Annotated in this window: 20 protein-coding genes; 7 read left to right on the forward strand and 13 right to left on the reverse strand. The window is 60.6% G+C overall.

What is annotated here, in order from left to right; all coding sequences use genetic code 11:
• Positions 1-43 precede the first annotated feature (43 nt).
• Positions 44-1438 carry a NorM family multidrug efflux MATE transporter gene (locus AB4P97_RS22740; RefSeq protein ID WP_042562248.1) on the forward strand — a complete coding sequence of 465 codons (1395 nt, stop codon included), beginning with the start codon at positions 44-46 and terminating at the stop codon, positions 1436-1438.
• 127 nt (positions 1439-1565) lie between these two features.
• Here the strand turns inward: AB4P97_RS22740 and AB4P97_RS22745 are convergent, their stop codons facing one another.
• Entirely contained in the window at positions 1566-3239 is a 1674-nt protein-coding gene (locus AB4P97_RS22745; RefSeq protein WP_042561731.1) for a bifunctional diguanylate cyclase/phosphodiesterase, read from the reverse strand.
• Positions 3240-3503: 264 nt separating this feature from the next.
• Here AB4P97_RS22745 and rep point away from each other — a divergent pair, with 264 nt between their 5' ends.
• A complete protein-coding gene (gene rep / locus AB4P97_RS22750; RefSeq protein WP_042561732.1) occupies positions 3504-5513 on the forward strand; it encodes a DNA helicase Rep in 2010 nt (669 codons plus the stop codon).
• Between the two features lie 54 nt (positions 5514-5567).
• Positions 5568-6140 carry a xanthine phosphoribosyltransferase gene (locus AB4P97_RS22755; protein WP_042561733.1) on the forward strand — a complete coding sequence of 191 codons (573 nt, stop codon included), beginning with the start codon at positions 5568-5570 and terminating at the stop codon, positions 6138-6140.
• Between the two features lie 81 nt (positions 6141-6221).
• On the opposite strand, the gene AB4P97_RS22760 is transcribed toward AB4P97_RS22755, so the two are convergent.
• The 6 genes from AB4P97_RS22760 to dadA form a co-directional block, all read right to left on the reverse strand.
• Positions 6222-8144 (reverse strand): acetyl-CoA hydrolase/transferase C-terminal domain-containing protein, encoded by a 1923-nt coding sequence (locus tag AB4P97_RS22760; RefSeq protein ID WP_395601654.1) that lies wholly within the window; start codon positions 8142-8144, stop codon positions 6222-6224.
• 382 nt (positions 8145-8526) lie between these two features.
• A complete protein-coding gene (locus tag AB4P97_RS22765) occupies positions 8527-8952 on the reverse strand; it encodes a cytochrome c5 family protein (RefSeq protein WP_181818469.1) in 426 nt (141 codons plus the stop codon).
• Between the two features lie 170 nt (positions 8953-9122).
• The gene (locus tag AB4P97_RS22770) at positions 9123-9671 is read right to left on the reverse strand and encodes a cupin domain-containing protein (RefSeq protein ID WP_025112726.1); all 549 of its coding nucleotides are present in this window, start codon (positions 9669-9671) and stop codon (positions 9123-9125) included.
• A gap of 88 nt (positions 9672-9759) precedes the next feature.
• Positions 9760-10833, reverse strand: coding sequence for an alanine racemase (alr, locus tag AB4P97_RS22775; protein ID WP_042561736.1), 1074 nt, complete (start codon positions 10831-10833; stop codon positions 9760-9762).
• A gap of 95 nt (positions 10834-10928) precedes the next feature.
• Complete coding sequence (locus AB4P97_RS22780; RefSeq protein ID WP_042561737.1) at positions 10929-11282, reverse strand: RidA family protein; 354 nt, start codon at positions 11280-11282, stop codon at positions 10929-10931.
• Positions 11254-12558: a D-amino acid dehydrogenase gene (gene dadA / locus AB4P97_RS22785; protein ID WP_042561738.1), complete on the reverse strand. Its 1305-nt coding sequence runs from the start codon at positions 12556-12558 to the stop codon at positions 11254-11256. Before dadA ends, AB4P97_RS22780 begins: the two co-directional genes overlap by 29 nt.
• 155 nt (positions 12559-12713) lie before the next feature.
• On the opposite strand from dadA, the gene AB4P97_RS22790 reads away from it, so the two are divergent.
• Positions 12714-13202: an Lrp/AsnC ligand binding domain-containing protein gene (locus AB4P97_RS22790; protein ID WP_003206849.1), complete on the forward strand. Its 489-nt coding sequence runs from the start codon at positions 12714-12716 to the stop codon at positions 13200-13202.
• A 143-nt stretch (positions 13203-13345) separates the two neighbouring features.
• Here AB4P97_RS22790 and AB4P97_RS22795 read toward each other — a convergent pair whose 3' ends face one another.
• Complete coding sequence (locus AB4P97_RS22795; protein WP_042561739.1) at positions 13346-13699, reverse strand: YkgJ family cysteine cluster protein; 354 nt, start codon at positions 13697-13699, stop codon at positions 13346-13348.
• Between the two features lie 146 nt (positions 13700-13845).
• On the opposite strand from AB4P97_RS22795, the gene AB4P97_RS22800 reads away from it, so the two are divergent.
• Positions 13846-15156 (forward strand): NAD(P)/FAD-dependent oxidoreductase, encoded by a 1311-nt coding sequence (locus tag AB4P97_RS22800; protein WP_395601655.1) that lies wholly within the window; start codon positions 13846-13848, stop codon positions 15154-15156.
• A 142-nt stretch (positions 15157-15298) separates the two neighbouring features.
• Here the strand turns inward: AB4P97_RS22800 and AB4P97_RS22805 are convergent, their stop codons facing one another.
• Complete coding sequence (locus AB4P97_RS22805; RefSeq protein WP_115146629.1) at positions 15299-15544, reverse strand: DUF1127 domain-containing protein; 246 nt, start codon at positions 15542-15544, stop codon at positions 15299-15301.
• A 179-nt stretch (positions 15545-15723) separates the two neighbouring features.
• Between AB4P97_RS22805 and AB4P97_RS22810 the strand changes: the two genes are divergently transcribed.
• On the forward strand, positions 15724-17142 hold the full coding sequence (locus AB4P97_RS22810; protein ID WP_042561742.1) for a PLP-dependent aminotransferase family protein: 1419 nt from the start codon (positions 15724-15726) through the stop codon (positions 17140-17142).
• On the opposite strand, the gene AB4P97_RS22815 is transcribed toward AB4P97_RS22810, so the two are convergent.
• The 3 genes from AB4P97_RS22815 to AB4P97_RS22825 all read right to left on the reverse strand — a co-directional run bounded on the left by AB4P97_RS22815 (position 17125) and on the right by AB4P97_RS22825 (position 21067).
• Positions 17125-19506 (reverse strand): fimbria/pilus outer membrane usher protein, encoded by a 2382-nt coding sequence (locus AB4P97_RS22815; protein WP_395601656.1) that lies wholly within the window; start codon positions 19504-19506, stop codon positions 17125-17127. The two genes, AB4P97_RS22810 and AB4P97_RS22815, sit on opposite strands and share 18 nt — an antisense overlap.
• Before the next feature lie 65 nt (positions 19507-19571).
• Positions 19572-20279, reverse strand: coding sequence for a fimbria/pilus chaperone family protein (locus AB4P97_RS22820; RefSeq protein ID WP_395601657.1), 708 nt, complete (start codon positions 20277-20279; stop codon positions 19572-19574).
• 137 nt (positions 20280-20416) lie between these two features.
• Positions 20417-21067, reverse strand: a complete 651-nt coding sequence (locus AB4P97_RS22825; protein ID WP_395601658.1) for a DUF1120 domain-containing protein — start codon at positions 21065-21067, stop codon at positions 20417-20419.
• A gap of 318 nt (positions 21068-21385) precedes the next feature.
• Between AB4P97_RS22825 and AB4P97_RS22830 the strand changes: the two genes are divergently transcribed.
• Positions 21386-22915: a phospholipase D family protein gene (locus tag AB4P97_RS22830; RefSeq protein WP_395601659.1), complete on the forward strand. Its 1530-nt coding sequence runs from the start codon at positions 21386-21388 to the stop codon at positions 22913-22915.
• A 28-nt stretch (positions 22916-22943) separates the two neighbouring features.
• Here the strand turns inward: AB4P97_RS22830 and AB4P97_RS22835 are convergent, their stop codons facing one another.
• On the reverse strand, positions 22944-24086 hold the full coding sequence (locus tag AB4P97_RS22835; protein WP_042561746.1) for an MFS transporter: 1143 nt from the start codon (positions 24084-24086) through the stop codon (positions 22944-22946).
• Positions 24087-24098 lie beyond the last annotated feature (12 nt).

Raw genomic sequence — 24098 nt, forward strand, 5'->3', positions numbered from 1 at the left:
ATCGACGGTCTCTTGTTCCCTCGATTGATGGCGGGTGATGACCATGCAGCATCCTGTGCGTACTGAACTCTGGGCCATCCTGCGGCTGGCGGGGCCGTTGATTGCCTCGCAGTTGGCGCATATGTTGATGGTGCTGACCGACACCTTGATGATGGCGCGCCTGAGCCCTGAGGCGCTCGCCGGTGGCGGCTTGGGCGCCGCGACTTACTCGTTCGTGTCGATTTTCTGCATTGGCGTGATAGCGGCGGTCGGCACGCTGGTAGCGATCCGCAAGGGCGCGGGCGACATTATTGGCGCCGCACGCCTGACCCAGGCCGGGTTGTGGCTGGCGTGGCTGATGGCGCTGGGTGCCGGGCTGCTGTTGTGGAACCTGAAACCGGTGTTGCTGCTGTTCGGCCAGACTGAAACCAACGTCAACGCCGCCGGGCAATTCCTGATTGCCCTGCCGTTCGCCCTCCCCGGCTATCTGAGCTTCATGGCCCTGCGCGGCTTCACCAGTGCCATCGGCCGGGCGACGCCGGTCATGGTCATCAGCCTGGTCGGCACAGTGGCGAACTTCCTGCTTAATTACGCGCTGATCACCGGCATGTTCGGCCTGCCGAAACTGGGCTTGATGGGCATCGGTCTGGTCACGGCGATCGTTGCCAACTGCATGGCGCTGGCCCTGGCCTGGCACATTCATCGGCATCCGGCGTACGACGCTTATCCATTGCGCGCAGGGTTGTCGCGGCCGAACCGGCAGTACCTCAAGGAGCTGTGGCGCCTCGGTCTGCCAATTGGCGGTACCTATGCGGTGGAAGTCGGGCTGTTCGCCTTCGCCGCGCTGTGCATGGGCACCATGGGCAGCACGCAACTGGGCGCGCATCAGATTGCTTTGCAGATCGTGTCGGTGGCATTCATGGTGCCGGCGGGGATGTCGTACGCCATCACCATGCGTGTCGGTCAGCATTACGGCGCGGGGCAATTGGTCGATGCGCGAATGTCGGGGCGAGTCGGGATCGTGTTCGGCGCAGTGGCGATGCTGGGGTTTGCGATGGTGTTCTGGCTGCTGCCGAATCAGTTGATCGGCTTGTTTCTCGACCATAACGATCCGGCGTTTGCCGAGGTGATCCAACTGGCCGTGAGCCTGCTGGCGGTAGCGGCGTGGTTTGAGCTGTTCGACGGTACGCAGACGATTGCCATGGGCTGCATTCGTGGGCTCAAGGACGCGAAGACCACGTTTTTGGTCGGGCTCGGCTGCTATTGGCTGATCGGTGCGCCAGCGGCGTGGTGGATGGCGTTTCACCTGAACTGGGGGCCGACGGGTGTCTGGTGGGGGTTGGCGCTTGGGCTGGCGTGTGCGGCAGTGAGTCTGACGCTGGCGTTCGAGTGGAAGATGAAGCGCATGATTCGGCGTGAGCCGCAATCTCGGGGCTTCAACATCCCTCAGCCTGAATGAGTTTCACCTTGTGGGAGCAAGCCTGCTCGCGAATGCGATCGGTCAGTCAAATCATCTTTGCCTGACACACCGCTTTCGCGAGCGGGCTCGCTCCCACAGGGATTAATGCCTAACCCGGAGATTGTGTTCAGCTCACGATTTCAAGCGCTGGCTGTTGGCTTGAGCCGAAGGTGAGATATTCAACCAGTTCCGCCAACGGCAACGGCCGGCTGATCAGATACCCCTGCACCTGATCGCAACCAAACCCGCGCAGCAGTTCAAGTTGCTCCGTGGTTTCCACGCCTTCAGCCACTACTTCCAGATGCAGGTTGTGCGCGAGGTTGATCATCGCGTGCACCAGTTTGCGGTTCTCTTCGCGTTGTTCCATGCCACCGACGAAGCTCTTGTCGATCTTCAGCAAAGCGATCGGCAGGCTGTTGAGGTGCACGAACGATGAAAACCCGGTGCCGAAGTCGTCCAGCGAGAAGCGCACGCCGAGGCGGCCGAGGGCGTCCATGGTCTGTTTGACCAGGTCACTGCGGCGCATCACTGCGGTTTCGGTCAGTTCAAACTCCAGCCACTGCGCCTCGACGCCACGTTCGGCGATCAAACGGCTGAGCGTCGGCAGCAACTGGCTGTCCTGAAACTGACGGAACGACAGGTTGATCGCCATGTGCAGCGCCGGCAAACCGCGCTCGCGCAAGGCCTGCATGTCGCGCAGGGCCCTGGAAATCACCCAGTAACCCAGCGGCACGATCAAGCCACTCTGCTCGGCCAGCGGCACGAATTCACTGGGTGGCAACAGCCCACGTTCACCATGGCGCCAACGCACCAAGGCTTCGAGGCCGACGATCTGGCCGTCTTCGATATTCAGGCGCGGCTGGTAATGCAGCTCCAGCTCGTCGCGACGCAAGGCCCGGCGCAGTTCGCTTTCGAGGTCGGCCATGCTCCGCGCGTTGCGGTTGATGCGTTCGTTGAAGATGTGAAAGGTGCAGCCCTGCGTGCTTTTCGCCTGCTGCATGGCGATGTGCGCATGCCACATCAACGGGTCGGCGCCACCCTGCGCGCGGGCATGGGCGATGCCGAGGCTGGAACCGATCAACAAGCTTTCGCCGTCGACCCAGTAGGGTTCGGCCAGGGCTTCGGTGATGCGTTCGGCCATCCACTCGGCGCGTTGCGGCGCGCGGCGGGTGTCGATCAGCAGGGCGAATTCGTCACTCCCCAGGCGCGCCAGTTGATCACCGGCCTCCAGCTGACTTTTCAACCGCGCAACGACTTGCAGGATCAAGCGGTCGCCAGCCTGATGACCTAGGGCGTCGTTGGCGTGACGGAAGTTGTCGAGGTCAAGATGCCCGAGGGCCAGGCCTCGTCCGTCGTTTTCCGCCAGGCGCGCGGCGAGCAAGGTCTGGAAGCCCTGACGGTTGGCGATACCGGTCAACGGATCCTGTTCGGCGAGGCGCTGCAGAGTGTTTTCCAGTACGCCGCGTTCGCGAACGTGGCGCAGGCAACGACGGAGCATGCCAGCGTCGAGGGCATCGAACACCAGCCAGTCGCTGACGCCAACGGGCGCGGTGACCGGTTCGTGCTCCAGCAGCAACACCGTCGGCAGGCTGCAACGGCCCGGCGCCGGTTGTAATGCAGGAAGGGTCAACAACACCGCGTTGCGGTTGTCTTCGAACAAACGGCTGACCGACTCCCAGTTCGGTGCGCTGATCAGAACTGCCGCGCTCCCCATTGGCGCCAGACACTCGCGCAATAGCGCTGTCCACGCTGGCTCTTCGGCCAGTAACAGCAAACGCAAGGGTTCGACAGGCGTAGTCAAGCTGACTCCCTAGACTCTGCAATGATGTGGGCGGCGGGCATTATGCCGGTGCGCAGACCAATCTCCAAATGACAACGGTTATCAAAAACCGAATACGCGTCATGAATGAGAACATTAGCCGCAAAATCACCATGCATCCTGCGTGAAAGTAACAAAACCGGCAAATTTGAATCGCGTGGTGCGTCACAAGTCGGACAGAGCAGCACAAATCGCTGAGCCTGTTAAAATGCCGGCCCATTTCGTCAACGACTCCCGAATTTTCGTATGTCCCGACTCAATCCCCGGCAGCAAGAAGCCGTGAGCTACGTCGGCGGCCCTCTTTTGGTGCTCGCCGGCGCTGGCTCCGGCAAAACCAGTGTGATCACGCGCAAAATCGCGCACCTGATCCAGAACTGCGGCATCCGCGCCCAGTACATCGTCGCCATGACCTTTACCAACAAGGCTGCGCGCGAGATGAAGGAGCGGGTCGGCAGCCTGCTCAAGGGTGGCGAGGGCCGTGGCCTGACCGTGTGTACATTCCACAACCTGGGCCTGAACATCATCCGCAAGGAACACGTGCGGCTGGGCTACAAACCGGGCTTCTCGATCTTCGACGAGACCGACGTCAAGTCCCTCATGACTGACATCATGCAGAAGGAATACGCGGGCGACGACGGCGTCGACGAGATCAAGAACATGATCGGCTCGTGGAAAAACGACCTGATCCTGCCGGCCGAAGCGCTGGAAAACGCGCGCAATCCCAAGGAACAGACCGCCGCCATCGTCTACACCCACTATCAGCGCACGCTCAAAGCGTTCAACGCAGTGGACTTCGACGACCTGATCCTGCTGCCGGTGAAGTTGTTCCAGGACAACGCCGACATTCTCGAAAAGTGGCAGAACAAAGTCCGCTACCTGCTGGTGGACGAATATCAGGACACCAACGCCAGCCAGTATCTGCTGGTAAAACTGCTGATCGGCACGCGCAATCAGTTCACCGTGGTGGGCGACGACGACCAGTCGATCTACGCCTGGCGCGGCGCGCGGCCGGAAAACCTGATGCTGCTCAAGGATGACTACCCGTCGCTGAAAGTGGTGATGCTCGAGCAGAACTACCGCTCCACCAGCCGCATCCTGCGCTGCGCCAACGTGCTGATCTCGAACAACCCGCACGAATTCGAAAAACAGCTGTGGAGTGAGATGGGCCACGGCGACGAGATCCGCGTGATCCGCTGCCGCAACGAGGACGCCGAAGCCGAGCGCGTGGCCATGGAAATCCTCAGCCTGCACTTGCGCACCGACCGCCCGTACAGCGATTTCGCCATCCTCTATCGCGGTAACTATCAGGCCAAGCTGATCGAGCTGAAACTGCAGCACCATCAGGTGCCGTATCGCCTGAGCGGCGGTAACAGCTTCTTCGGCCGCCAGGAAGTGAAGGACCTGATGGCCTACTTTCGCCTGATCGTGAACCCGGACGACGACAACGCCTTCTTGCGAGTGATCAACGTGCCGCGCCGCGAGATCGGCTCGACCACGCTGGAAAAACTCGGCAACTACGCCACCGAACGCAAGATCTCGATGTACGCCGCCACCGATGAAATCGGCCTGGGCGAACATCTGGACAGCCGCTTCACCGATCGCCTGTCGCGCTTCAAGCGCTTCATGGACAAAGTGCGCGAGCAATGCGCCGGTGAGGACCCGATCTCCGCCCTGCGCAGCATGGTCATGGACATCGACTACGAGAACTGGCTGCGCACCAACAGCTCCAGCGACAAGGCTGCGGATTACCGTATGAGCAACGTCTGGTTCCTGATCGAGGCGTTGAAAAACACCCTTGAGAAGGACGAAGAAGGCGAAATGACCGTCGAGGACGCCATCGGCAAACTGGTCCTGCGCGACATGCTGGAACGTCAGCAGGAAGAAGAGGACGGCGCCGAAGGTGTGCAGATGATGACCCTGCATGCGTCCAAGGGTCTGGAATTCCCCTACGTGTTCATCATGGGCATGGAAGAGGAAATTCTTCCGCACCGCTCCAGCATCGAAGCCGACACCATTGAAGAAGAGCGCCGCCTGGCTTACGTGGGCATCACCCGCGCCCGCCAGACCCTGGCCTTCACCTTCGCCGCCAAGCGCAAACAGTACGGCGAGATCATCGATTGCGCGCCTAGCCGCTTCCTTGATGAACTGCCGCCGGACGATCTGGCCTGGGAAGGCAACGACGATACACCGACCGAAGTCAAAGCCGTGCGTGGCAACAGCGCATTGGCTGATATACGCGCGATGTTAAAGCGCTAGAATTGACCACTTTTCAAGTTTAGGGCGCGCGTGCGCCAATAGAGGAAAAGCTTCATGGAAGCACTGCACAAGAAAATTCGCGAAGAAGGCATCGTGCTTTCCGATCAGGTCCTGAAAGTCGACGCCTTTCTGAACCACCAGATCGACCCGGCCCTGATGAAGCTGATCGGCGACGAATTCGCCTCGCTGTTCAAGGACTCGGGCATCACCAAGATTGTCACCATCGAAGCCTCGGGCATTGCCCCGGCGATCATGACCGGTCTGAACCTTGGCGTGCCGGTGATCTTCGCACGCAAACAACAGTCCCTGACCCTGACTGAAAACCTGCTGTCGGCGACCGTTTACTCGTTCACCAAAAAGACTGAAAGCACCGTGGCCATCTCCCCGCGTCACCTGACCAGCAGCGACCGCGTGCTGATCATCGACGACTTCCTGGCCAACGGTAAGGCATCCCAGGCGCTGATCTCGATCATCAAGCAGGCTGGCGCCACCGTCGCCGGTCTGGGCATCGTCATCGAGAAGTCGTTCCAGGGCGGCCGTGCCGAACTGGATTCGCAGGGCTATCGCGTTGAGTCGCTGGCCCGCGTGCAATCGCTGAAGGATGGCGTTGTAACCTTCATCGAGTAACTGCTGAAAGCCGCAAGCCCCACCCCCTGATACCTGTGGGAGCTGGCAAGCCAGCTCCCACAATGGTTTCTGGGTCGGTGTCTATTGCGCGGTGGCCTTCAGGCCGGTAAGCAACAGGCGCTGGAACAGGTCCTCTTTCAAGCCTTCCGGGTTCGCAAGCTGCATCCGCTCCAGATGCTCCGGATAAAGCGAAGCCTGCGGCGCATCCAGCGCTGCCTTGCCCAGCTCCAGAATCTCGGTCAACTTGAACTTGCTCTTCAGCCAGTTCAACGCCCGCAACAAATCCCGCTCGATCGCTGTGAAATCACAACCCAACGGATATTCCGGAAACAGATTCGGATGGCGTGCGGCAATCGCCTGCAAACGCTCTGGCGTGTTGTCGGCAAAGCGCGGATCAATACGGAAATCCTTCGGCAGCTTGCCGACCTTCTGCGCTTGCTCGATCAGTCCCGGCTGGAAGCGCGAGTCGCTGATATTCAGCAGCGCTTCGATCACGGCCGCATCGGTTTTGCCGCGCAGGTCGGCGATGCCGTACTCGGTAACCACTATGTCGCGCAGATGCCGCGGGATGGTGCAGTGACCGTACTCCCAGACGATGTTCGAATTCACCTCACCACCGGACTCGCGCCAGCTGCGCAGAATCAGCATCGATCGCGCACCTTGCAGGGCATGACCTTGGGCGACGAAGTTGTACTGCCCGCCGACGCCGCTGAGCACCCGGCCGTCTTCCAGTTGATCGGCCACACCGGCTCCGAGCAACGTCATGTTGAACACCGTGTTGATGAAGCGCGCATCAAGGCGTTGCACCCGCTTGAGCTCTTCCTGCCCGTACAACTCGTTGATGTAGCTGATACGGGTCATGTTGAATTCGAGGCGCTTGCTCTGCGGCAATTCACGCAGGCGCTCGTAGAAACTGCGGGGGCCAAGAAAGAAGCCGCCATGCACCGAGATGCCGTCGGTCTGCGCCGCTTCATCAAGAGTGCCGGCGTTGGCTTGTTCTTGGGTTGGCACATCCGGGTAAACCTTGCGCCGGATAATCCCGGCATCCGCCAGCACCAACAGGCCGTTGACGAACATTTCGCTGCAACCGTACAGGCCTTTGGCGAACGGCCCCGTCCCGCCCTCGCGCTCGATCAATTGCGCCCACTGGCTGAGGTTTACATCCGCGAGCAAAGCTTGATAACCCGCGTTATCGGCCTGGCGCGCCAACAGTGCGGCGGTCAGCGCATCGCCCATCGAGCCAATGCCGATCTGCAACGTGCCGCCGTCGCGCACCAACACACTGGCATGCAGGCCAATGAAGTGATCCTGAAAACCGACGGGCATGTTCGGGGTGGAAAACAGTGTGCTGCTGTCCTTCTCGTCGACCAGCAAGTCGAACGTGTCGATATCAACCTCGGCGTCGCCGGGCATGTACGGCAGCTGGGTATGAACCTGGCCGACCAGCAAAATGGTCTCCCCAGCGTCGCGGCGCTTGGCGATCATCGGCAACAGGTCGAGGGTGATGTCCGGGTTGCAGCTCAGGCTCAGACGGTCGGGATGTTCGCTGCTGCTGGCCAGCAGTTGCGCCACCAGGTTCAGGCCGGCGGCGTTGATGTCACGGGCGGCATGGCTGTAGTTGCTGCTGACGTAATCCTGCTGGGCCGGCGCGCTGTTGAGCAGGCTGCCGGGCTGCATGAAGAACTGCTGAATGCGGATGTTGGCGGGCAGGCTGTCGCGGTGCAGATCGGCGAGGAAATCGAATTCCGGGTAGTCACCGAAGACTCGCTCGACGAAGGGCTCGATAAAGCGTTTCTGCAAACCGTCGCCCAGACTCGGACGGCCCAGACACAGCGCCGTGTAAATCGTCAGTTGCCGATCGGGCAGCCCTTTGATGCGCCGGTACAACGCGTTGACGAAGTGATTGGGTTTGCCCAACCCCAGCGGCAGGCCCATGTGGATATGCGCCGGCAACCGCGCCAGCACGTCATCCACTGCCTGTTCGATCGAACACAACTGCACCATCTGAAGCCTCCCGCCCGTTCCGTTGATAGGGGTAGACCGAGATTGCCTTGAGTTTGCTGCAAAGGACAGCCCAAAGTCCTGGACGATTGTCGGCCACGGAAGTTTTTATGGCTGGAGATCGCTTGCCGTCTCCCGGGGGTAGAGGGGACTGATTGGGGGATGCTTTGAAGTTACATCGACCTGAAAGTGCTCTACCGAATCCGTAATCGACGTGAAAGAGGTTGTGCCGAATCCATAATCGATGAAGTCTTTCAGGTCGATGTCGGACGCCAGACACCTCGGTCGGCCCCCTCTCCATCTGGGAGAGGGCTGGGGTGAGGGCTCTTGAATCGCAGACACAAAAAAACCGTCCAAAGACGGTTTTTTTCATCAGCAGTACGCCCTACTTCAGGCCGGACATCTTCTCGATTGCACCTTTCAGGTCGGCATCCGAGCAATCCGCGCAAGTGCCTTTAGGCGGCATGGCGTTGATGCCAGTGATCGCCTTGGCCAGGATGCCGTCGAGGCCGCCCTGCTTATCGGCGCGCTCTTTCCACGCTGCGGTGTCACCAATTTTCGGCGCGCCTAACAGGCCGGTGCCGTGGCAAGCGTTGCAATGTTTGGCAATGATCGAGTCTGGAGTCTTGGCATCACCGCCGCCGGCAGTCGCCGCCACTTCCATCCCTTTGCATTCCTGACCTTGCACACACACCTGGCCGACGGGCTCGAGGCGTTTGGCAATGTCGTCGTTCGTCGCAGCTTGAGCGCTGACAGCCCAGAGGGCCAGTACGGTTGCTGGTGCAGCCAGCATTTTCATAATTAGGTTCACGCGTTCACCCTCAATGGTGGCTATTCACGCCTGCGGCCACGGTTCGCAGGCGGGCGCAAGTATAGCGGTTAGCCCGCCACACTGAAACAACCCCATAGTCGAAGGGGTTATACCGCGCTGTGGAAAAACTGTTCGGATGCCTTTGCCGTTATGGCTTGGCGCCTCTTTGTTTAAAAATTCGCCGGCGTGGCTGCGCTGATTAGTCGCGCAGGCAAGTCGAACGGATTACGAAAACGATGCGGCTTGGTACTTTCAAAGTAGTAGCTATCGCCGGCTTCGAGAATAAAAGTTTCAAGACCCACCACCAATTCCAGACGACCCTCCACCAAAATCCCGGTTTCCTCGCCCTCGTGGGTGAGCATTTCTTCGCCGGTGTCGGCGCCCGGCGGGTAGATTTCGTTGAGAAACGCGATGGCCCGGCTAGGGTGCGCGCGGCCGACCAGCTTCATGGTCACGGCGCCGTCGGAAATGTCGATCAGCTCGTTGGCCTTGTAAACGATCTGGGTCGGTATTTCCTGCAGGATCTCTTCGGAAAAGAACTCGACCATGGACATGGGAATCCCGCCCAGAACCTTCCTCAGCGAACTGATCGAAGGGCTGACGCTGTTCTTTTCGATCATCGAAATGGTGCTGTTGGTGACGCCCGCGCGCTTGGCGAGTTCACGCTGGGAAAGCCCTTTGAGCTTGCGGATCGATTGCAGTCGTTCACCGACGTCCAAGGCTTAAGCCTCCTGATGTTGTAGAAATATTGAGCGTTATCATGGCGACAGCGTTCAGTATTTACAACACGTGGGCTCTGCAGCGGCCTCAACCCTCGGAATAGAGCCTTGGCACTCGACGCAGGTTGCAGAAGATCTGGTACGGAATGGTGCCGGCCCACTGCGCCACTTCACTGGCGAGGATGTTTTTGCCCCACAGCTCGACGGTCGAACCCAATCCGGCTTCTGGCACATCGGTGAGGTCGATGCAGAGCATGTCCATCGATACTCGGCCGATGATGCGGCTGCGTTTGCCCGCGACCAAAACCGGCGTGCCGGTTGGCGCCTGACGTGGGTACCCATCGGCGTAACCCATGGCAACCACGCCAATGCGCATCGGTTTGTCGGTGATGAACTTGGCGCCGTAACCAACAGGTTCGCCGGCCGGCAATTCACGCACGCTGATGACTTTCGACTCGAGGGTCATCACCGGCAGCAGACGCCCGGCCACGGTGTGGGATTCTTCGAACGGCGTGGCGCCGTAGAGCATGATCCCCGGGCGCACCCAGTCGCTGTGAATCTGTGGCCAGCCGAGCACCGCAGGCGAGTTGCGCAGACTGACTTCGGCGGCGAGCCCCTGCCGCGCGGCTTCGAACACGGCGACCTGGTCAGCGCTGCTCTGCTCGTGCAGTTCGTCGGCGCGGGCGAAGTGGCTCATCAAGACGATCTTGGCCACTTTGCCGCTGGCCAGCAGGCGTTGATAGGCGGCCGGGTAGTCCTTGGGATGCAGGCCAACGCGATGCATGCCCGAATCAAGCTTCAGCCACACGGTGATCGGCTTGTTCAGCGCGGCCTGTTCAATTGCTTCGAGCTGCCACAGCGAATGCACCACGCACCAGAAATCATGCTCGACGATCAGCGCCAGCTCATCGGCTTCAAAAAAGCCTTCAAGCAACAACACCGGCGCACGAATGCCGGCGGCGCGCAGCTCCAGGGCCTCTTCGATGCAGGCAACGGCAAAACCGTCGGCCTCTTCTTCCAGCGCCTGGGCGCAACGCACCGCGCCATGGCCGTAGGCATCCGCCTTGATCACCGCGAGCGCCTTGGCGCTGGTGACTTCACGGGCGATTCGGTAGTTGTGACGCAGGGCTTGGAGGTCGATCAGGGCACGGGCTGGACGCATGGCGGCAGACTTCTAGGCGGTCATGGGAATAAAAACCGGCACTGGCTGACGGCGTGAACCGCCAACAGCACCGGGAGAGGGATCTTTACAACGTATTACGGCAGTGCGGCGACGATGGAAATCTCAACCAGAATGCTCGGTTTGGCCATCTTCGCTTCGACGGTGGCGCGGGCCGGGGCAGCGCCTTTGGGCAGCCACTGATCCCACACCGAGTTCATCCCGGCAAAGTGTGCCTCGATGTCGTTGAGGTAGATGGTCGCCGACAGCAGATGCTGCTTGTCAGTGCCCGCCAGATCCAGCAAGCGCTCGATGTTGGCGAGCACCTCACGGGTCTGCTGTTCAATTCCGGCGTCAAAGTCATCGCCGACCTGCCCGGCCAGATACACAGTGCCGTTGTGGCTGACGATCTGACTCATGCGCTCATTGGTGAGCTGGCGCTGGATTGCCATGTTTTGCGGACTCCTGAATTTTGTTGCCGTAACGGGAAATATCGAGGCCTTCGGCGCTGATTTGCGGCTTTTTCTTCGCCATCAGGTCGGCCAGCAAACGACCGGACCCGCACGCCATGGTCCAGCCGAGCGTGCCGTGACCCGTGTTGAGGAACAGGTTCTTGAACGGCGTCGCGCCCACGATCGGCGTGCCGTCCGGAGTGGTCGGACGCAGGCCGGTCCAGAAGCTCGCCTCGGCCAGATTGCCGCCCTGAGGATAAAGGTCGTTGACGATCATCTCCAGGGTTTCGCGCCGACGCGGGTTCAAAGACAGGTCAAAACCGGCGATCTCGGCCATGCCGCCAACGCGGATGCGGTTGTCGAAACGGGTGATCGCGACCTTGTAGGTCTCGTCAAGAATGGTCGAAGTCGGGGCCATTGCCGGGTTGGTGATCGGCACGGTCAGCGAGTAACCCTTGAGCGGGTAAACCGGCGCCTTGATGCCCAGCGGCTTGAGCAATTGCGGCGAGTAGCTGCCGAGGGCCAGCACGTAGCGGTCGGCGGTTTCCAGCTTGCCGTCGATCCACACACCGTTGATGCGATCACCGGCGAAGTCGAGTTTCTGGATGTCTTGGCCGAAGCGGAATTCCACACCCAGTTGCACCGCCATTTCGGCGAGACGCGTGGTGAAGATCTGGCAGTCGCCGGTCTGGTCGTTCGGCAGGCGCAGGGCTCCGGCGAGAATATCGGTCACGCCCGCCAGGGCCGGCTCGACGCGGGCAATGCCGGCGCGGTCGAGGACTTCAAACGGCACGCCGGATTCTTTCAGCACGGCGATGTCTTTGGCGGCGTTATCGAGTTGCGCCTGGGTTCGGAACAGTTGCGTCGTACCGAGGCTGCGACCCTCGTAGGCAATGCCTGTTTCGGCGCGCAATTCGTCGAGGCAGTCACGACTGTACTCGGACAGACGCACCATGCGCTCCTTGTTCACCGCGTAACGATTGGCGGTGCAGTTGCGCAGCATCTGCGCCATCCACAAGTACTGGTCGATGTCAGCGGTGGCCTTGATCGCCAGTGGCGCATGGCGTTGCAACAGCCACTTGATGGCCTTGAGCGGCACGCCCGGCGCTGCCCACGGCGAAGCATAGCCCGGCGAAACCTGGCCGGCGTTGGCGAAGCTGGTCTCCATGGCGGCGGCTGGCTGCCGGTCGACCACCACCACTTCAAACCCGGCACGGGCCAGATAGTAAGCACTGGCGGTACCGATGACGCCGCTACCCAAGACCATAACGCGCATTTTTGTATCCCTCATCGCGGCGTGCCGCGTACGTCTGTTGTTAGAGCAATGATGCGCGCAGTGTAAGAAAGATTTGCCAGTGCTTTTCACTGTATAAGCGCCTATATTTGGCGACAATTCTCGGCAAAAACCCTTTTCACGGAGGCGCATCCCCTATGCGTACCAACACTCAGACCAAACGTGAGCTGGACAAGATCGACCGCAACATTTTGCGGATCCTGCAGGCGGACGGTCGGATTTCGTTCACCGAACTCGGAGAAAAGGTCGGCCTCTCCACCACGCCGTGCACCGAGCGGGTGCGGCGCCTGGAGCGCGAGGGAATCATCATGGGCTACAACGCCCGGCTGAATCCGCAGCACTTGAAGGGTAGCTTGCTGGTGTTCGTCGAGATCAGCCTCGACTACAAATCCGGCGACACCTTCGAAGAGTTCAGACGCGCGGTGCTGAAGTTGCCTCACGTGCTGGAGTGTCACCTGGTGTCAGGGGATTTCGACTATTTGGTGAAGGCGCGGATTTCCGAGATGGCCTCTTATCGCAAGCTGCTCGGCGACATCCTGTTGAAGCTGCCGCATGTGCGTGAATCGAAGAGCTATATCGTGATGGAAGAGGTTAAGGAAAGCTTGAACTTGCCTATTCCCGATTGATATTTGTGGCGTCTGACCTGGCCCCATCGCTGGCAAGCCAGCTCCCACAGTGATCATGGGTGTTCTCGATATTTGTGTTCACCCAAAAACCCCTGGGAGCTGGCTTGCCAGCGATGGCAGCAACGCGGTTCGAAGCGAACCTGTTAGACCAGCACCTGCCGATTCGCCGCCATGTATTCGAAGATTTGCTTTTCAGCGCGGGGATGAATGAGTTCCACAGGCCCCCGCCCATTCGGGCACGGCAGCGTTTTGGTGGTACCAAACAACCGACAAATCAGCGGCCGTTCGCCGTACACCGTGCAGCCATTCGGCCCCAGGTGCACGCAGTTCAGCTCGTCCATCGCCGCATCCTGCTCGGCGCGGGTCTTGCGCGGCAGGCGCGCCATTTCTTCGGGCGAGGTGGTCACGGGCCCACAGCAGTCGTGGCAGCCCGGCACGCACTCGAACGTGGGGATCTGCTGACGCAGGGTGCGGATTTTCTCGCTGTTGCAGCTCATCGAAACATTGACCGACGTGGAGTAGGCGGCAATTGTGCCGCAAAAGCCGTGATCCAGACACCGCGGGCCGACCAGTGTTGCCCGACTTCGCGCGTGCGGCTTATGCTCCGTCAAATTTTCTCGACACCCCGCTCAGGATGACGCCCATGACTGCCCGCGCCCACACCACCGCGAGCCAACCTCACGCAGCCTCTTATTACGCCGCCAGCAGCCTGCCGCAACCGGACCATCCGTTGCTGCAAGGCGAGGTGATTACGGACGTGTGCGTGATCGGCGGTGGCTTTTCCGGGCTGAACACCGCGCTGGAACTGGCCGAACGTGGCCTCAGCGTGGTGTTGCTGGAAACGCACAAGATCGGCTGGGGCGCCAGCGGTCGCAACGGCGGGCAACTGATTCGCGGGGTTGGCCATGGTCTTGATCAGTTCACAAACGTGATCGGCGCCGATGGCGTGCGACAGATGAAACTCATGGGCCTGGAAGCCGTGGAAATTGTCCGTCAGCGCGTCGAGCGTTTTCAGATTGCCTGCGATCTGACCTGGGGCTATTGCGACCTCGCCAACAAGCCGTCGGACCTCGTAGGCTTTGCCGAAGATGCCGAGGAGCTGCGCAGCCTCGGTTATCGCCACGAAACCCGGCTGCTGCAAGCCGATGAAATGCACACCGTGGTCGGCTCCAAACGCTACATCGGTGGTTTGATCGACATGGGTTCCGGCCATCTGCATCCGCTGAATCTGGCGTTGGGCGAAGCCGCAGCAGCGCAGCAACTGGGCGTCAGACTGTTCGAACAGTCGGCCGTCACACGCATCGATTACGGCCCGCAAGTCCGCGTGCATACCGCCCAGGGTTCAGTTCGCGCCAAGACCCTGGTGCTGGGCTGCAACGCCTATCTGAACAACCTCAATGCGCAGCTCAGCGGCAAAGTGTTGCCCGCCGGCAGCTACATCATCGCCACCGAGCCGTTGAGCGAACAACTGGCTCACCAGTTGCTGCCGCAAAATATGGCGGTATGCGACCAACGTGTGGCGCTGGATTACTACCGGCTCTCGGCGGATCGCCGCTTGCTGTTCGGCGGTGCCTGCCATTACTCGGGGCGCGACCCGAAGGACATCGGCGCGTACATGCAGCCGAAGATGCTTGAAGTGTTTCCGCAGTTGGCCGGGGTGAAAATCGATTATCAGTGGGGCGGGATGATCGGCATCGGCGCCAACCGTTTGCCGCAGATCGGTCGGCTCGCGGATCAGCCGAATGTGTATTACGCCCAGGCGTACTCGGGGCACGGCGTGAATGCCACGCACCTCGCGGGCAAGTTGCTGGCCGAAGCGATCAGCGGGCAGCACAGCGGCGGGTTTGATCTGTTCGCCAAGGTGCCGCATATCACCTTCCCCGGCGGCAAGCATTTGCGCTCGCCGTTGTTGGCGCTGGGGATGCTGTGGCATCGCCTCAAAGAGCTGGTCTGAGGGCATTGCTGCGACCTTGAAGCCGTCATCGCTGGCAAGCCAGCTCCCACAATGACCATGGGTGCTCACGATATTTGTGTTCACCCAAGAACCTGTGGGAGCTGGCTTGCCAGCGATGGGGCCCGAAAGGGCACCACACCATTCAGATCCGCCAGAATGGCTTCAACCCCTCCTCCAGCGCCTGCTCGCGCGACAACCCGACATCCTTGAGCTGATCGCTTGTCAGGTTCAGCAATGCCTTGCGCGTGTGCAGACGATGCCAGAACAGGCCCCAGCGACTTAGGCCGGACGGTGCGTTGCGCATGGCGCTGTTCCACGCACTGTCCTCCTGCCCTGCCTCCAGTTCCTGACTGTGTAACGTCAGCCGCACATCGCTCAAGCCGTTCATTTTTGTCGCTCCTGTTTACTTGGGTAGCCAGAGATTCCATGATGCGCGGGTCGGCAAAAGCATTACAGATTCAGCACATCTGTATTACTTCCATACAGATTTGCTATACCTGCTACTGAATTGTCGATTTATGCCGCATCTGTACTGGTTTTTCGAATCACCTGCATCGAGGCAGTGCCATGACGCTTTATGTGAATCTCGCCGAGCTGCTCGGCACACGCATCGAACAAGGCTTCTATCGACCAGGTGATCGACTACCGTCGGTGCGCGCACTGAGCGTAGAACATGGCGTCAGCCTCAGCACGGTGCAGCAGGCTTATCGCATGCTTGAAGACGGTGGCCTGGCCACGCCGAAACCCAAATCCGGTTACTTCGTGCCGGTCGGACGCGAGCTGCCGGATCTGCCCGCCGTTGGCCGGCCGGCACAGCGACCTGTGGATATCTCGCAGTGGGATCAGGTGCTGGAACTGATTCGCGCGGTGCCGCGCAAGGATGTGGTGCAACTCGGTCGCGGCATGCCCGACATCAGCTCACCGACCATGAAGCCGTTGCTGCGCGGACTGGCGCGGATCAGTCGCCGCCAGGACATGCCCGGCCTGTATTACGACAATATCCACGGCACCCTCGAATTGCGTGAGCAGATTGCCCGGCTGATGCTCGATTCCGGCTGCCAGTTGAGCGCCAGCGATCTCGTCGTCACCACCGGTTGCCACGAAGCGCTGTCCACCAGCATCCGGGCGATCTGCGAACCCGGCGACATCGTCGCGGTGGATTCGCCAAGCTTCCATGGTGCCATGCAGACACTCAAGGGGCTGGGCATGAAGGCCCTGGAAATCCCCACCGACCCACTCACCGGCATCAGTCTCGAAGCGTTGGAACTAGCGCTGGAACAATGGCCGATCAAGGTCATCCAGCTCACGCCCAACTGCAACAACCCGCTTGGCTACATCATGCCGGAGTCGCGCAAACGCGCCCTGCTCAACCTCGCACAGCGCTTCGACGTAGCGATCATCGAGGACGATGTGTATGGCGAACTGGCCTACACCTACCCGCGTCCACGCACGATCAAATCCTTCGATGAAGACGGCCGCGTGTTGTTGTGCAGTTCGTTTTCCAAGACGTTGGCGCCGGGGCTGCGCATCGGCTGGGTTGCGCCGGGTCGATATCTGGAACGGGTGCTGCACATGAAATACATCAGCACCGGATCGACCGCGCCACAGCCGCAGATCGCCATTGCCGAATTTCTCAAGTCCGGTCATTTCGAGCCGCATTTGCGGCGGATGCGTACGCAATACCAGCGCAATCGCGACATGATGATCGACTGGGTGACCCGCTACTTCCCCGCCGGCACGCGCGCCAGCCGCCCGCAAGGCAGCTTTATGTTGTGGGTCGAACTGCCGGAAGGCTTCGACGCCCTGAAACTGAATCGTGCGCTGCTTGAAGAAGGCGTACAGATTGCTGTTGGCAGCATCTTTTCCGCCTCCGGCAAGTACCGCAATTGCCTGCGGATGAACTACGCCGCCAAACCAACGCCGCAAATTGAAGAGGCGGTGCGTAAAGTTGGCGCAGCGGCGATCCGGCTACTGGCCCTCGACTGATTGGCAGACCGCGTCGACCGTTGCATAGAGCTTATCGGTGTCGCTGCTTGCCGGCGCGTCGACCTCGACCTGACAGGCTTGACCGATGCCGGCGTCGATCCGCAACCGCACCAGGACTGGTGCATCGGCCAGGTACACCAGCCCGGCATCCACCACACTGGTGAGATAGTTACCTTGCCCATCCTGCACCGATGCGCCTTTGGGGACGGGCAAACCGTCAGGCGTACGCACCTGCAGCATCAGACGGCGCACGGTGTCTACGGGAAAGTCCAGGCGCGGCACGGCGCCACGTCCGGCTTCGACTTCCTGATAACCATTGAGTACATCAACATTGCGCGGCAGGCTGCGGGTGTCGATTTCGACTCGATTGGTGCGCCACGCCGACAAACTGGAAGCCACTGCCCGCCCCGCGCCATCGGTCCAGACCGGACCTTGCGGTGTACTCAGCTGGATACCGGCATTCTCACCCGCCTTGACCAGCGCAAAAGTCTCGCGCACCGGATAAGGCGAAAGCGTCACGCCCGCTTCGTGCAGCACCAGACCGCCGCGCAGCCCGGCGTCATAACGGGTCGAGCCGACGCTGTTACGCGAGTAACCAAGGTCGACACTGGTGTAACGCGGCAATGCACTGAGCCGGGCATTGAAGTCGGTTTGCCCGTTCTGCACCCGCGTCATTTCCACGCTGTAATTCAGCGTGTCGCTCAATTGTTCGGCATAACGGGTACCCGTGCGCAATCCCCGCTGCTCGTCGTGCCGGGCGAATGTGTTCACTCTGCCTTTGCTTCCCAGCGGGAAACCAACGGTCAGATAGGCACCGCCACCTCGCCCTCCCATGGCGGAACCACTGCTTTCGCGCTGAACACTGAGCGATAGATTGGCCTTGGAAAAAGTCTGCGACCATGTCGCCCCCATCCGCGAATGTTGCGTGCTGCCCTGCCCCGCATACGTTGACCAAAAGCCCGAAAAGGCGCCCCAGTCACGACTCGAGTAGTTGACCCCGGCGCCCCATTGTCGCTCGCCCTGCTGGTCCAGCTCCTCTCCAGCACCCTGCCCCGTCTGCGCCAGGGTACGAAAACCCGCACTCCGTCGGCTCATGTTGATACTGGCTGACAGGCCGTAGCCCAAAGGCATCCCGAGCGCCGCTTGCGTCCTCCGGCCCTGGCCCGAATTCACGGTCATGGAATTCAGCTGCTGCACGCTGACCACCGCCCCCATGCCCAAAGCCTGCTTTAACTCCCAGCCTATGGAACGATAGTCGCCAGCACCCATGATCCCGGCGCTGAAGCCAGTCGTCGAGCCCAACAACCAGTCTTTGCTGGCCGCCACGAAGGCCGGCGCTTCGCGGTCATCATTGCGCATTCGCCGGACCTTTCCTGCCGCGAGCCCATATCCGGGTTTCGCCGGCAGGGACGGGGCTCTCAAAGAGGCGGCCGAAACGAGAAATACGTGGCGCTCACCACTTTCGGCCACAACGGTGACTTCCAGATCCAGATGACGGCTCAACAGCGGCAAATTACGCAGCGCAAACGGCCCGCCGGGTACGACAGTGGAATAGACCACCACGCCGCTCTGCCGAACTTCGACGCGCGCGGGCGAAGGTGCATGACCTTCCACAACCGAGCCGCTACCGGGATCGTCTGCCACGGCCCCGGCCAAGGCCGAGTCGGGCAAGATTTGCACACCCGTGAACGGCTCCCCCGCGAACAAGGATGAACGCATGTTGAGCTGCCCGACCTGCACCTCCGCCGCATACGCCTCCCATGTGCGCGAAGCATGGGTATAGAGAAGATCGAAACGCTCGACACCCGCAGATGAGTTGTAGTTCTGCCGACTGCGCACCACCCAGTCGGCGGCATTGAATCCCAACTCGGTAGCAAGGTTTAGATATTGGGTCGACTGGCCAAGGCTGGAGTCGCTCACCACTAGCGCGTCGTAGTTGAATAACCCGGCACTGCCGCCCGATTGCCAGGCGCGCGCGCCAGACTTTGGTTCAAGCAGCAAACCTGTCGGTACCAACAGCATCACTCTTTGCGAACCGGGATCAAGCCGTACCTGCACACCAGGCAGATGCTGGCCCACGTGAACACAGCTGCCATTGTTGGCGTTGTCGGGCAAGCCGGAAGGTACTGCAATGGACGCCTGATCCAGCAACCGGTTATCGAGACATAGCTGCCCGTCGCCATCAAATCTCGCCACAACCGAACCCATAGCCCTGCCGTTGACCTCAAGCGCCACTCGACTGCGTCCGGCCGTGAAACGGGGTTCCACGCCGAAAAACCGGGCGGTGGCAGGGTCGATACCGCGAGCTTCCAATACCGCCGGGTCGAATTCGATATATGTCTGAGCGGCGACTACTGAAGGCATCAGGAGGACCGGTGCCAGCCAGCCGGGGACAGCGCAAAATGCCCGCAGGAGCAGCGCGCTGCGTTTCATTTTTGAACGATCAACGGCGCGTCGTAGCTGTCGACGGCAAAACCGTAAGTTGACGCCGGAAACAACCGTACGTGACTGCCCAATGTCGACGATGCGTCGAGCATCAGCACTTCGCCCGGCAGAATGTAAGTGCGTTGCAGATCGAGCGTGACGCCACCGGGAATCAGGTTCACCGCTTTGGACAGCCTGACCACATACGGACTCGGGTTACTCACGCGCACTTGCTGGCCGGCAACGCTCCAGACCAGGCGCTTCCAGGGCATACGGTCGATAGCCAGGTTGGCCGGCCGGACAATCACCGGGATGTTCTGGCGCACGGTCAGATGCACCTGCGCGCCGCTCCCCCCTTGCCGCGGGCTGATCCCTTCGAATACCACGCGTTGCAGGCGCTCGGTTTTCAGCGGTCCGACCTCCCGCAAAATGAACCGCACCTGCTGACTTTTGCCCGGCTCGACACGAGCCACCGGCGGATTGAGCAATAGCAGCGGCTCGGTATCCTGAGGGATGTGCTCGATGGTGCTGTAGAGCAGTGCTGGCTGGTCGTTGGAGTTGCGGACATTCAGGGTCGCCTCCCCCGACGCTTGATCGACCACCACAACCGGCGTTTCCGGAACCATGCCAGCGGCATGGCTACTGGTGCTCATGAATGACAGGCACACGGCCACGAAGGCGGCAGGCACCTGGAAAGATAAAAGGGGATACATGAAATTCTCCAGCGGGCATCGGCCGAATGCGCCAGGCGATTTCGGCCGATACCTTGATGCGAAAAAATACGCGCTAACGCTATTCAGGTCCTGCGAGGCGCATCACGCGATCCGCACGGGCTCGTCAGTTTTTCGACTCAGAGGTAGAACACGTTGAACGTCACCGAACCATCGAGCTGGAACTCATCTGTGGTCGGCGGCAGATCGGCGGTCGGGCGAATCGCTGCCGCGACCTGCATCGGGAACGTGTGCAGCCGAGCAGCGGCAGGACCCGCCGCAGCACTTGGCCCCCACGAATAAGTGATAGGTGCGTTGGATACCAGGCCGGCGGCCGGTACACGCCAAACGCGGTTTTGTGGGCTGCGTACCAGGAAGGTTTGTGGCGTGCCATCGGCCAGTGGCTGGCCGGTCAACAGACCGAAACCGCCAATGCCGACACCCTTTGTGTTGCCTAGACCGTAATAAAGTGTGTCAGAAGTCCGGCCATTGAACGTCAGGCCTGACACTTTGGTGGCGGCACGGTTGTCAGTCGCCGAGATTTCAACCGCCGCCGGTGCATCGCACGCGACTTTTAGGGTGATGTCCCTTGGAGGCAGATCGTTCTGCTGCGTTGCGCTCAGACTGGCGGAAAAAATACGCCCCAGATTAACGTTGCTGCCACCGGCGAATGCCGGAACGCAGGACGTCGGAATCACTGTGCCGGAGACCGTAAGGTCGACGCTGGCGGCCCGAGCTGCAAAGGGTGACAGTGCCAATAGCAAGGCACTGGCTGCATAGAGTTTTTTCATTGTTATTTACCGGTTGATGGTTGGGTACATACACAGGTCGTTTCAGGACGTTGCGCAGTCCTGAGCGGCCGTTATGCCCGCACATCATTCCCGGTTCAGAGAGGCTTTTCTGTAGGTTCCAGTCACCTGGCAGGCATAGCGTTTTCGACGTACTGCGTAGTCCTTTTCAGCGGGCATCGACAGAGCCGACTCAAAGTCCAGAGTGAATTTAATCTGAACAAAGAATGTCCTACGCCCGTGCCATACTTCGACCTTCGACCCGCCATGAGATGATCCTCCTTGAGATCCAGAACGGTCCTACTTTTCCCTGTACTTCTCATGCTCCTGCTCAGCAGTTGCGCGAGCCTGAACGTCCCACGCGAACCGAGCCAGGCAATGCCAGCGTCCGACTCGGCTTTCGGCCGGTCGATTCAAGCTCAGGCGGCGCCGTACGGAGGGCAATCCGGCTTTCGTTTGCTTTCCAACAGCACCGAGGCGTTCACCGCCCGTGCCGAACTGATTCGCCACGCGCAAAGCAGCCTCGATTTGCAGTACTACATCGTGCATGACGGCGTCAGCACACGGATGCTGGTGGAAGAATTGTTGAAAGCCGCCGACCGTGGCGTACGCGTGCGGATTCTGCTCGACGACACCACCAGCGACGGTCTCGACCAGATCATCGCGACACTGGCGGCGCACCCGCAGATCCATATCCGTCTGTTCAATCCGCTGCACCTGGGGCGCAGCACCGGCGTGACCCGGGCAGCCGGACGACTGTTCAACCTGTCGCTGCAACACCGGCGGATGCACAACAAGTTATGGCTGGCGGATAACAGCGTGGCCATCGTCGGCGGACGCAATCTGGGCGACGAGTACTTCGATGCCGAGCCGAATCTGAATTTCACTGACATCGACATGCTCAGCGTGGGGCCGGTGGCCGAGCAGCTCGGGCACAGTTTCGATCAGTACTGGAACAGCGCGTTGAGCAAACCCATCGACGAGTTCCTCAGCAGCAAACCGACGGCCAGGGATTTGCAAAACACCCGCATGCGCCTCGAAAAATCGCTGGAGGAAACCCGAAAGCAGAACCACGCGCTGTATCAGCAGTTGATGACGTTCAAGACAGACCCGCGCATGGACATCTGGCGCAAAGAGCTGATCTGGGCGTGGAACCAGGCGCTGTGGGATGCGCCGAGCAAGGTGCTGTCCAAAGGCGAGCCAGACCCGCAATTGCTCCTGACCACGCAACTGGCGCCAGAGCTCACGGGGGTCAGCAAAGAACTGATCATGATCTCGGCCTATTTCGTACCGGGCCAGCCGGGGCTCGTGTACCTGACCGGGCGTGCTGATGCCGGGGTTTCGGTAAGCCTGCTGACCAACTCGCTGGAGGCCACGGATGTACCGGCGGTGCATGGCGGGTATGCGCCTTATCGCAAGGCGCTGCTGGAGCATGGCGTAAAACTGTTCGAACTGCGCCGCCAACCGGGGGACGGTGGGGGCAGTGGCCCGCACGTGTTTTACAGCAAGTCCTTTCGCGGCTCGGACTCCAGCCTGCACAGTAAGGCGATAATCTTCGACCGGCGTAAATCGTTTATTGGCTCGTTCAATTTCGACCCTCGCTCGGTGCTGTGGAATACCGAAGTCGGCGTGCTGGTGGACAGTCCGCAGCTTGCCGAGCATGTGCGCGAACTGGCGATGCAAGGCATGGCGCCGGCACTCAGCTACGAAGCGAAATTGCAGGATGGGAATATCGTCTGGGTGACCGAGGATAACGGTCAGATGCACACGCTGAGCAAGGAACCGGGGAGTTGGTGGCGCCGGTTCAATGCGTGGTTCAGTACCAGCGTTGGCCTGGAGCGGATGCTTTAAAGATCAGAAGATCGTTCGGTCTTTTGATCTAAGCAGTCTGTGCCGAGCCGAAAGCGCCTTGGCGCGACAGCAGAATCACCAACCCGAACGCCCCCGCTGCCATCAACCAGGGCAACGCATGCCCGCTGATCCACTGACTGCCCGCCCCGGCCGCCAACGGCCCGATCAGACAGCCAACGCCCCACAGTTGCGCGATATGCGCATTGGCTCGCACCAGCGCGTCATCACGGTAACGTTCACCGATGAGGATCAGCGACAGCGTGAACAAACCACCGGCACTGGCGCCAAACAACACCCACAGCGGCCAGATCAGCAACGTGTCGATCAGCATCGGAATCGCCAGGCTCGACAGCATCAACACCACCGCGCACCCGGTAAACAGGGTGCGCCGCGACAGGTAATCGGCTAACGCGCCAATCGGCAATTGCAGCAGCGCATCGCCCACCACCACGGTACTGACCATCGCCAAGGCGATTTCGGCGGTAAAACCCTGTTGCAGGCAATACACCGGCAGCAACGTCAGGATCATCGCCTCGAACGCGGCAAACAACGACACCGCCCAGGCAATCGCCGGCAGCTCGCGGGCAAAGCCCCACAGGTCGCGGAAGGTCACGCTGCTCGCTTCACTGCTCGGCGCACCGCTACGGCGCAACAACAGCAACGGGGAAACCATCAGCAGCGCGACACCGACCCAAAATCCGTAATCGTCTTCGGTGCCGAGCGCGCCCAGCAGCAAAGGGCCAGACAGCTGGCTCAGCGCATAACTGCTGCCATACAGCGCCACCAGTCGACCGCGCCAATGCTCGACCACCAGCTGATTGATCCAGCTCTCGCCGAGGATGAACACTATGGTCAGGATCACGCCGATCATCAGGCGCAGCACCAGCCAGACCGGATAGCTCGGCAATAGCGCCAACAGGCCAATGGACAGCGCTCCGGCCCACAGGCACAGACGCATCAGGTTCGCCGTGCCGAAACGCGCCGCCAGGTGACTGGAGATTTTCGCGCCAAGCAACACGCCAATGGCCGGCATCGCTGCCATTACGCCAATGGCGAAGGCGCCGTAGCCCCAGCCCTCCAGACGCAACGACACCAACGGCATGCTGACCCCCAGGGCCAGGCCGACACTCAAGACAGACGCCAACACGGCGAAATACGTCGCCCACCGCATGTTCCACGCTCC

The sequence above is a fragment of the Pseudomonas sp. A1230 genome, from assembly GCF_044218825.1.
Classification (GTDB): Bacteria; Pseudomonadota; Gammaproteobacteria; order Pseudomonadales; family Pseudomonadaceae; genus Aquipseudomonas; species Aquipseudomonas iridis.

Excerpts from the sequence above, each read along its gene's own strand:
- AB4P97_RS22740 (WP_042562248.1), top strand. The coding sequence starts at position 44 with ATGCAGCATCCTGTGCGTACTGAACTCTGGGCCATCCTGCGGCTGGCG.
- rep (WP_042561732.1), top strand. The coding sequence starts at position 3,504 with ATGTCCCGACTCAATCCCCGGCAGCAAGAAGCCGTGAGCTACGTCGGC.
- AB4P97_RS22755 (WP_042561733.1), top strand. The coding sequence starts at position 5,568 with ATGGAAGCACTGCACAAGAAAATTCGCGAAGAAGGCATCGTGCTTTCC.
- AB4P97_RS22760 (WP_395601654.1), bottom strand. The coding sequence starts at position 8,144 with ATGGTGCAGTTGTGTTCGATCGAACAGGCAGTGGATGACGTGCTGGCG.
- alr (WP_042561736.1), bottom strand. The coding sequence starts at position 10,833 with ATGCGTCCAGCCCGTGCCCTGATCGACCTCCAAGCCCTGCGTCACAAC.
- AB4P97_RS22780 (WP_042561737.1), bottom strand. The coding sequence starts at position 11,282 with ATGGCAATCCAGCGCCAGCTCACCAATGAGCGCATGAGTCAGATCGTC.
- dadA (WP_042561738.1), bottom strand. The coding sequence starts at position 12,558 with ATGCGCGTTATGGTCTTGGGTAGCGGCGTCATCGGTACCGCCAGTGCT.
- AB4P97_RS22790 (WP_003206849.1), top strand. The coding sequence starts at position 12,714 with ATGCGTACCAACACTCAGACCAAACGTGAGCTGGACAAGATCGACCGC.
- AB4P97_RS22795 (WP_042561739.1), bottom strand. The coding sequence starts at position 13,699 with ATGAGCTGCAACAGCGAGAAAATCCGCACCCTGCGTCAGCAGATCCCC.
- AB4P97_RS22800 (WP_395601655.1), top strand. The coding sequence starts at position 13,846 with ATGACTGCCCGCGCCCACACCACCGCGAGCCAACCTCACGCAGCCTCT.
- AB4P97_RS22805 (WP_115146629.1), bottom strand. The coding sequence starts at position 15,544 with ATGAACGGCTTGAGCGATGTGCGGCTGACGTTACACAGTCAGGAACTG.
- AB4P97_RS22810 (WP_042561742.1), top strand. The coding sequence starts at position 15,724 with ATGACGCTTTATGTGAATCTCGCCGAGCTGCTCGGCACACGCATCGAA.
- AB4P97_RS22815 (WP_395601656.1), bottom strand. The coding sequence starts at position 19,506 with ATGCCTTCAGTAGTCGCCGCTCAGACATATATCGAATTCGACCCGGCG.
- AB4P97_RS22820 (WP_395601657.1), bottom strand. The coding sequence starts at position 20,279 with ATGTATCCCCTTTTATCTTTCCAGGTGCCTGCCGCCTTCGTGGCCGTG.
- AB4P97_RS22825 (WP_395601658.1), bottom strand. The coding sequence starts at position 21,067 with ATGAAAAAACTCTATGCAGCCAGTGCCTTGCTATTGGCACTGTCACCC.
- AB4P97_RS22830 (WP_395601659.1), top strand. The coding sequence starts at position 21,386 with ATGCTCCTGCTCAGCAGTTGCGCGAGCCTGAACGTCCCACGCGAACCG.
- AB4P97_RS22835 (WP_042561746.1), bottom strand. The coding sequence starts at position 24,086 with ATGCGGTGGGCGACGTATTTCGCCGTGTTGGCGTCTGTCTTGAGTGTC.